The organism is Xanthomonas axonopodis, assembly GCF_001304695.1.
In the GTDB taxonomy this organism is placed as follows: Bacteria; Pseudomonadota; Gammaproteobacteria; order Xanthomonadales; family Xanthomonadaceae; genus Xanthomonas; species Xanthomonas axonopodis.
This window is the reverse complement of record NZ_JFAQ01000107.1, coordinates 1-8,972: the sequence shown is the minus strand read 5'-3', so window position 1 is coordinate 8,972 and position 8,972 is coordinate 1. Positions and strand designations below refer to the sequence as shown.

The 8,972-nt window shown below is 63.3% G+C and carries 4 protein-coding genes and 3 pseudogenes; 3 read left to right on the top strand and 4 right to left on the bottom strand.

Annotated elements, in window-relative coordinates; translation table 11 throughout:
• The 4 genes and pseudogenes from XAXN_RS22735 to XAXN_RS23085 all read right to left on the bottom strand — a co-directional run.
• Nucleotides 1–2,669 (bottom strand): annotated as a pseudogene (locus XAXN_RS22735) (hypothetical protein); the annotation flags it as partial.
• Between the two features lie 146 nt (nt 2,670–2,815).
• Nucleotides 2,816–3,391, bottom strand: coding sequence for an integrase core domain-containing protein (locus XAXN_RS10990; protein ID WP_134984872.1), 576 nt, complete (start codon nt 3,389–3,391; stop codon nt 2,816–2,818).
• Nucleotides 3,392–3,463: 72 nt separating this feature from the next.
• A pseudogene (locus XAXN_RS10985) lies at nt 3,464–4,553 on the bottom strand (IS3 family transposase).
• Nucleotides 4,554–4,715: 162 nt separating this feature from the next.
• Entirely contained in the window at nt 4,716–4,958 is a 243-nt protein-coding gene (locus XAXN_RS23085; protein WP_057655384.1) for a hypothetical protein, read from the bottom strand.
• Nucleotides 4,959–5,239: 281 nt separating this feature from the next.
• Here XAXN_RS23085 and mutS point away from each other — a divergent pair, with 281 nt between their 5' ends.
• The 3 genes and pseudogenes from mutS (at nt 5,240) to XAXN_RS10960 (ending at nt 8,617) form a co-directional block, all read left to right on the top strand.
• Nucleotides 5,240–7,795, top strand: a complete 2,556-nt coding sequence (mutS, locus tag XAXN_RS10970) for a DNA mismatch repair protein MutS (protein ID WP_425511881.1) — start codon at nt 5,240–5,242, stop codon at nt 7,793–7,795.
• Between the two features lie 97 nt (nt 7,796–7,892).
• The gene (locus tag XAXN_RS10965; protein WP_134984871.1) at nt 7,893–8,084 is read left to right on the top strand and encodes a hypothetical protein; all 192 of its coding nucleotides are present in this window, start codon (nt 7,893–7,895) and stop codon (nt 8,082–8,084) included.
• Nucleotides 8,081–8,617 (top strand): annotated as a pseudogene (locus XAXN_RS10960) (DUF937 domain-containing protein). The gene XAXN_RS10965 and the pseudogene XAXN_RS10960 overlap by 4 nt, the downstream one beginning before the upstream one ends.
• Nucleotides 8,618–8,972: the final 355 nt, after the last annotated feature.

The window sequence follows — 8,972 nt, the reverse complement described above, 5'->3', positions numbered from 1 at the left end:
GCGACGATGGGCTGCAACGTATTGAACACGCGCAATGCCTGGACCCGATGGCGGGGCCTGAGCTCCGGACTGCGGATCAACGGCAACAGTCCCATGCAGAGGCTGCCGATCCCCTCTAGGCTGGTCTGGCGTAACCCCTCGTCCCCGATCAGTACTGCAAGCCGCTGCAGCGCTGGCTGTCCCAGCGGACGCATCTGGCGTTGCAGCCGCGCCGATGCAAGGGCCTTGAAGAGCACCCCGATATCTGCGGCCGAGGCGGATCCAAAAAGCTCGCGGTGCAGGTCCAGGTGCCCGGCCATCGCCTGCAGTTTGGCGACACCCAGGGTCCGGAACTGCTCATCGTCCTCATCGTCCAGGTGCAGCAAGCGGGACATCGCATTGGCCACCATGGCGATCCCACGCATCTCAAACTGCCGCCAGGGCAGCTCGGCCGAGCCTGCGCGCTCGGCGAGCAGCACGAATGCCGACCGGCACACCGGCCTGGCGAGACATCTGCTCAGCGCATTGAGCGCGATGGCCACGCCTTGCGCGTCCATGGCCTCGCGCAAGCCGGGCTCGTTGGCCAGCTTCGCAGCCAAGCGGTCGATGGCTGTCTCGCAGGCTGGCGTGCCGGGCCATTTGCTCAGGGCGTTGAGCGCGGTCGCCACGTCTAATGAATTGAGGTCCCTGCGCAACTCGGAATCGTCGGCCAGCCGTGCAGAGAGCTCGCCGACAGCGGCACCACAGACCGCCGTTTCGGGCCATTTGCTTAGGGCATCTAACGCATTAGTCAGTTCTTGTGGGCTCAGGGCCTTGCGCAAGCCGGGATCGTCGGCCAGCCGCTCGGCCAGTACGCTGGCGGCTTTCGCACAGTTCGGCGTGCCGGGCCACTTGCACAGGGCGTTGAGTGCATTGGTCACTTCTTGCGGCTTCAGGACCTTGCGCAACCTGGACTCGTCGGCCAGCCGCTCGGCCAGGGCACTGACAGCGGCCGCGCAGACCTCCTCGTTGGGCCATTTGTCCAGAGCGTTGAGGGCGGTCGCCACGTGGTGCGGGTCGAGGGCCTTGCACAACCATGGATTGTCGGCCAGCCGCTCGGCCAGCGCGCTGGCAGCTTTCGCACAGACCTCTGTGCCTGGCCATTTGCTCAGGGCGTTAAGCGCTTGGGACACGTTGATAGGTTCCAGGAACTTGCGCAACCCGGGATCGTCGACCAACCGTTCGGCCAGCGCGCTGGCAGCTTCCGCACAGACCGCGTCGTCGGGCCATTTGCTCAGGGCGTTGAGCGAGTTGGCCAGTTCTTGCGACTTCAGGTCCTGGCGCAACCTGGGTTCGTCGACCAGCCGCTCCGCCAGCGCGCTGGCGGCCTCACCACAGACCCGTGTATCTGGCCATTTGCACAAGGCGTTGAGCGCGGTCGCCACGCTCTGGGCATCCATGTCAGAACGCAGGCGCTTGTCACTGGCGACAAGCGCGGCAAACCGGTGCGCCATCGCCTGGCAGTCCGGGTTATCGGGCCACTTGCTGAAGGCATTGAGTGCCAGGCTGATCTGCTGCGCTTGCAGCGACTGTCGGGCGTGGTCGTCACGTCGCAGATAACGTGCCAAACGCGCCACAGCGCGTTCACACCGGCCGCTGTCGAGATTCTTTGAGAAGGCGTTAAGAAGCAGAACCGACGCGTAGCCACCCAGTCCCACCAGATCATCGGCCTGCGTGACCTCTCCGGCGATCCACGCGATTGCCTCCATGCATGCGGGCAGGTACGGGTGTTTGCTTAGCTTGTTGCCCACATGCGCCAGCTGCGTCAGCGATGCACCTTCGAACCATCCGGTCTCGGTGAGATAGTGCGCCGCAAGCTCGGTGCACCGATCGAGATCGCGGGGCGTCATCCCTGCCCTGGCGCGCCGTGCAGTGGCAATCAGCTGAAGGTATTTGTCCAGCCACTGCGCGTTAAGTTGCGCGGCGATGCCCTCTTTCAGGAAGGGCAACGCCATTCCGCCACGCATGCGATGCGCCAGCTCGTTGTCGTATGCCATCGACACGCATAGGCCAGCATTGTGGTTTCGAGCGATTCCGTGGGGCTCACTGAGCTGTCGCTGCTGGTGCTGTCGCTGCGCTTGTAGCCGCTTTTGTTCGGCCCTGTCCAGCTGATGTTCGGCCTTGCGCAGGTCATCCCTCGTCCGCCCCACGCCATGGAGAGGCCGCTTTGACTGGCGAGATGGCGCTTGCTCTTCACGCGGTCGCTTTCTTGCGGAACGCTCGGACAGTTGTTCGAGCGGTCGAAGAGATGCCCTTGCCTCCAAACTATGCTGCGAGGATCGTTGTGGCCGATGATGCGATGATGATGCGCCGACGTCTGCGGCCACCCCGTCCAGGTGCCGCTCGGTTTTGATGCGCTCGTTCTTTACGGCAGAGGACTGCCAGTGCAGAGAGCGCCTGTCCCATGCACCTTCGCTGGCGTCGGTTTGCTCTTTTTTTACCGTGCTTGCGGTAAGGGGCTTCTTGTGTCGCGTCGACGCCCCTGGGTCATCCGACTCTATCCTCCGCCGTTTTGTAGGCGGCCGTCCAAGCGGTTGATGCGTGCCGCTGGTGCTGGCTGCTGACTGATCCTCCGTTAGCCTGGGCTTTTCCTCAAGAGCATAAGGAGAGTTTGTGCGGAACGCATTTGGATTGGTGGCATGGGTTTTCATGCCCGAAATTTAGTCAGTCTGCCCACGAGCGACTTCTTCAATACGAAGCGCCGACGACGTATGCGACGCTCGCCGCGGACTGGACGGATGACCCACCACGCGTCGCAGCAGCTGGATATCTTGTGAAGCGTCCTCGTTTCTTCGAGTCACTCAGAAATAGAGGTGGTTTGTAATTGTGCCATTGCGAAGCGGATGGGCGGCAACCCGCCGAGTGATCGATGTGGTCGTTGGTGGTTGTATCGATGAGGCCAGTCCTCGGCCATGCGCCGAACCTCCTCGAGCGTGGTGAACACGAAACGATCCAGCATTTCTGTGCGGAAGGTGCGGTTGAAGCGTTCGATGTAGGCGTTCTGGGTGGGCTTGCCGGGCTGGATGTGGATCAGGGTGACGCCGTGCTGCTGTGCCCACTGCCTGAGCGCGGCGCTGATGAACTCCGGGCCATTGTCCAGGCGCAGTCGCCTTGGGGCACCACGCAGCTCGACCAACTCGTCCAGTGCGCAGATGACCCGTGCCGAGGGCAGGCCGGTGTCGATTTCGATCTTCATCGATTCGCGATTGAAGTCATCGTTGACGTTGAAGGTGCGGAAGCGACGCCCAGACCACAGAGCATCGGACATGAAGTCCGCAGACCAGGTGTGGCTCGCCGCTTGCGGGATCTCCAGCGGCGCGCGGATGCGATCAGGCAGCCGGCGCTTTCCGCGACGTGGAAGGTTGAGCTTCAGCGTGGTGTAGACCCGCCAGGCGCGGTTCTTGCCCGGTAATCCCCCCGCTTTTAGCGGGCTCCAGAAGTGGAGTTATGCAGCCATCGCCAGTTTCGTCGCTGGCGTGATGCCGCCTAGCGCCATGTTCGGGCGCTCATGGTTGTACGGCCATAGCCAGCGCGTGGCCTGGTCCTGCACCTGCTCGATGGTGTCGAACAGGGTGCGGGCCAGCCAGGCGTAGCGGACCGTGCGGTTGTAGCGTTCAACGTAGGCGTTCTGTTGTGGCTTGCCCGGCTGGATGTGCTCGATGCGGATGCCGTTGCGTTCCGCCCACGCCAGCAGTGCTCCGCTGATGTATTCAGGCCCGTTATCGCAGCGAAGGATGCGTGGCTTGCCGCGCCACTCGATGACCTGCTCCAACGATCGGATCACCCGGGCAGATGGCAGCGACAGGTCAACATCGATCGCCAGCCCCTCGCGATTGAAGTCATCCAGGACGTTGAACAACCGGAAGCTGCGACCATCGGCCAACTGATCATGCATGAAGTCCATCGACCAGACCGTGTTGATCGATTCCGGTACCACTCGCGGTTCGGGCTTCTCGCGCACGAGTCGCTTCTTCGGTTTGATCCGCAGGTTCAACTCCAACTCCCGGTAGATCCGGTACACCCGCTTGTGGTTCCAGCCAAAGCCCTTCACGTTGCGCAGGTACAGGAAGCAAAGGCCCAAGCCCCAGTCGCGATACGTCGTCGTCAATCGCACCAGCCAGTCCGCGATCCGGGCGTTCTCGTCCGATGCCTTGGCCTGGTACCGATAGCAGGTCTCACTCACCTGGAAGGTCTGGCAGGCGTGCCGGATGTTCTTGCGTCCGACCTCAACCGCTGTTCGGGCCATCTCCCGACGTTGAGATGGCCTCACCATTTTTTTGCCATCGCCTCCTTCAGCAGGTCGGCACTGAGCTGGGCGTCGGCGTACATCTTCTTCAGGCGCCGGTTCTCGTCCTGCAGCTCCTTGAGCTGGGACATCAGCGACGCATCCATGCCGCCAAACTTGCTGCGCCACTTATAGAACGTTGCCGAGCTGATGGCGTGTTCCCGGCACAACTGCGGCACCGGGGCGTGCCAGCCTCGGCCTGCTTGAGGACGGCGATGATCTGGCTGTCGGTGAAACGGGATGTCTTCATGGAACCTGCTCGGAAAAGGGTACGAGAAAATTCCACTTCTGGCGTCAGCTAACCTGTGGGGGGGATTACCGGTATAGGCTTGACCGTTCTTGTTTTTGAGGTTGCCCTGCGGGTCGTAGCTCAGCCCGACGGTGGTGGCGCCCGCATTGTTCTGGACATTGGTCAAGCGGCTCTTGACGTCCGCACACCTGGAAGCTTGGCGGTGAGGATGTTGTCCAACACGTCATAGGTGTAGCGGTTCCAGTTGTCGCCACCGAACCGCTCCGAGCCTGCCTCCATCGGGCGATCCAGTCCGTCATACCCCATGTAGCGGTTGTAGCCCGTCCCGCGCTGCTGATCGATGATGGCACTGACGTTTCCATTGAGGTCGTATTGATACTCAAACGAAGCGACCCGGACTGCCAAGGATTTTTCGGTGGGTGGGCTTAAACTTGGAGCCCGCGCTGACGCTTGCGGGTCATGGTCCCTCACCACATGCTGTGTGACCTCAGCCACCCGCCTCTCTGGCTGCGAAACGGATTTCGTCCCGCTGAGAGGGTCGTCGCAATCGCCGTGCAACAAGGCGTCGCGAATCGTCGAAATCGACCCTGATTGACCGCCACATCCCGGAAGAACATTTCTTGCAAACTACTGATACAAAAGAAAAATCCAAGAACGCCGGCGGGGCTGTCGAGCACACGCCGTTGATGAAGCAATTCTTCGCGGCCAAGTCGGACTACCCCGATCTACTGCTGTTCTTTCGCATGGGCGATTTCTATGAGCTGTTCTACGACGACGCGCGCAAGGCGGCACGGTTGCTGGACATCACCCTGACCCAGCGCGGCAGCTCCGGCGGTGCGCCGATTCCGATGGCTGGGGTGCCGGTGCATGCGTATGAAGGGTACCTGGCGCGGTTGGTGGCATTGGGCGAGTCGGTGGCGATCTGCGAGCAGATCGGCGACCCGGCGCTGGCCAAGGGCCTGGTCGAGCGCAAGGTGGTGCGCATCGTCACCCCGGGCACGGTCACCGACGAAGCGCTGCTGGACGAGCGCCGCGACACGCTGCTGATGGCGATCGCGCGCAGCAAGCAAGGCTACGGCCTGGCCTGGGCCGATCTGGCCGGTGGCCGCTTTTTGGTCAATGAAGTGGACAGCGTGGATGCGCTGGAAGCGGAAATCGCGCGCCTGGAGCCGGCCGAGCTGCTGGTGCCCGACGAAGACAACTGGCCGGAATTCCTGCGTGGGCGCATCGGCGTGCGGCGCCGGCCGCCGTGGTTGTTCGATGCCGACAGCGGGCGGCGCCAGCTGCTGGCGTTCTTCAAACTGCACGATCTGTCCGGCTTCGGCATCGACGACAAGCCCTGCGCCACGGCCGCCGCCGGTGCATTGCTCGGGTATGTCGAAGAGACACAGAAACAGCGCTTGCCGCACCTGACCTCGATCGCGATGGAAGCGGCCAGCGAGGCCATCTCGATGAACGCGGCCACGCGCCGGCATCTGGAGCTGGATACGCGCGTGGATGGCGATACCCGCAACACCTTGCTCGGCGTACTGGACAGCACCGTCACGCCGATGGGTGGGCGTCTGCTCCGGCGTTGGCTGCACCGTCCGCTGAGCCGGCGCGATGTACTGATGCAGCGCCACCATGCAGTCGGCACGTTGATCGTTGCAGGTGCCGATGCCGATCTTCGCGAAGCCTTCCGTGCGCTCGGCGATCTGGAACGCATCCTCACCCGCGTGGCGCTGCGCTCGGCGCGCCCACGCGATTTTTCCACCTTGCGCGATGGCCTGGGGCTGCTGCCGAAGGTGCGCGCGATCCTGGCGCCACTGGATTCGCCGCGCCTGCAGACGCTGTATGCCGAACTCGGCGAGCACGATGCCATCGCGCATCTGTTGATCAGCGCAGTGGCCGAGACGCCGCCGCTCAAGCTCAGCGACGGCGGCGTCATCGCTACCGGCTACGACGCTGACCTGGATGAGCTGCGCCGCCTGTCCACCAATGCCGATCAATTTTTGATCGACCTGGAACAACGCGAGCGCGCCAGCAGCGGCATCGCCACGCTCAAGGTCGGCTACAACCGCGTGCACGGCTACTACATCGAGATCAGCAAGGGCCAGGCGGAGAAAGCCCCCTTGCACTACAGCCGCCGGCAGACGCTGACCAATGCCGAGCGCTACATCACCGAAGAACTCAAGAGTTTCGAAGACAAGGTGCTGTCGGCGCGCGAGCGTTCGCTATCGCGCGAAAAACTGCTGTACGAAGGCCTGCTCGATGCGCTTGGCACCGAGCTGGAAGGTCTCAAGCGCTGCGCAGCTGCGCTTAGCGAACTGGATGTATTGGCCTGCTTTGCCGAGCGCGCGCAGGCGCTGGATTGGTCGCAGCCGGAACTCGATAGCGCGCCGTGCCTGCGCATCGAACGCGGCCGTCACCCGGTCGTGGAGGCGGTACGCGAGCAACCGTTCGAGCCCAACGATCTGGACCTGCATGGCGATCGCCGCATGCTGGTGATCACCGGCCCGAACATGGGCGGTAAATCGACCTACATGCGGCAGAACGCGCTGATCGTGTTGCTGGCGCATATCGGCAGCTACGTGCCGGCCAGCCGTGCAGTGATCGGGCCGATCGACCGCATCCTCACCCGCATCGGCGCCGGCGACGACCTGGCGCGCGGGCAGTCCACCTTCATGGTGGAAATGGCCGAAACCAGCTACATCCTGCATCACGCCACGCCGCAGTCGCTGGTGCTGATGGACGAGATCGGCCGCGGCACCTCCACCTACGATGGCCTGGCACTGGCCGATGCGGTGGCGCGCCATCTGGCGCACACCAATCGCTGCTACACGTTGTTTGCCACGCATTATTTCGAACTCACCGCGCTGGCCGACGAATCGCATGCCGGCGGCGCCAGCGGTATTGCGAATGTGCATCTGGATGCGGTCGAACACGGCGAGCGCCTGGTGTTTATGCATGCAGTGAAGGATGGCCCGGCCAATCGCAGCTTCGGTTTGCAAGTGGCCGCGCTGGCCGGCCTGCCCAAGGCGGCGGTGACGCAGGCGCGTCGCCGGCTGGCAGAGCTCGAACAACGCGGCGGCGAAAGCCACAGCGCGCAGATGGCGCCCACCGCGCTGGATGCGCCGCAACAGTTCGGGCTGTTCACCGCGCCCTCCTCCGCTGCGCAGGAAGCCTTGCAGGCGCTGGACCCGGATGAGCTCACGCCCAAGCAGGCGCTGGAGGCGCTGTATCGGTTGAAGGCGTTGCTTTGAGGGCTGGGAATCGGGAATCGGGAATCGGGAATCGGAAGAGCGTAGCTGCTTACGTTGTGCTTGCTGCGCTTGCGGATGCTTTGCCATGCGGGAATTGGTGATCGGCTTGATGCTGTTTTGTGGAGGTTTGTTCGCCGAATTGGAAGCCGTCACCGCATTGTTGCGTGATTGCGATGTCCTGCATCATGCCGTTCGTAACGCGCGTCGCGTGCAGCTCGCTGGATTGATCTGTCGGCGCGACCGCCGCACCCTGCCGCAACGCGTCGCCAAACAGGAAACCTTCCGATGACCATGTCCGCTTCGTTGACCGATCAACTTGCCGCGCAATTGCAGGGGCCGCAGCTGCAGCAACTCGCCGGCCGCCTGGGCATCGCGCCCGAGCAGGCGCAATCAGCCGTGCAGACCGCGCTGCCGCTGCTGATGGGTGCGCTGGGCCGCAATAGCCAGCAGGCCGGTGGCACCGATGCCTTGCTGGGCGCGCTGCAACGCGACCATGCTGCCAGCCCGGACATCGGCAGCTTGCTCGGCTAGCTGTTGGGTGGCTCGGCCACCGGTGCGCAGGGCAACGGTGCCGGCAAGGCCAGTCAGTTGTTGCAGCTGCTTGCCCCGATCGTGATGGCGTATCTGGCCAGGCGCTTTCTGGGCGGCGATGCCCCAGCCAGCAGCCAGCTCGGGCCTGCGCTGGCACAGGAACATCAGCTGGTACGCCGCCATCCCGGCGCAGGCGGGCTACTGACCAGCGTGCTGGACCAGGATGGCGACGGGCAGCTGGGTCTGGGCGATGTCATGAAGCTGGGCGGCAGCCTGTTCGGCAAACGCTGAGCCGGCGGGCCGACCAGCAGCGGCCCGTGTTGCAGATGTGGATGGAGACGGCCCGCAACCCCGATGCAATGGGCATGCGGCACGCCGGTCGGGCACCGGCGTGCTATCCATAGCAGCACGCTATCGATATGGTTGAACAATTCGAATTCACCAAATGATCGATGCTCCTTATCGTGTGAGGACGCCTTCATGATGAGTCCGCCTGATGCGTGTCCTTGCGATCTTCGCCAGCTCCCGGTCGACCTATTCCGGGCCCTCCAGGCAGGCGCTAGGCTGTTTGATCCCATGCTTTGATGGTGCACTATTTTCCCTCGATTGGAAGGAAGCACTATGGGCCAGGTTCTACACGGGATCG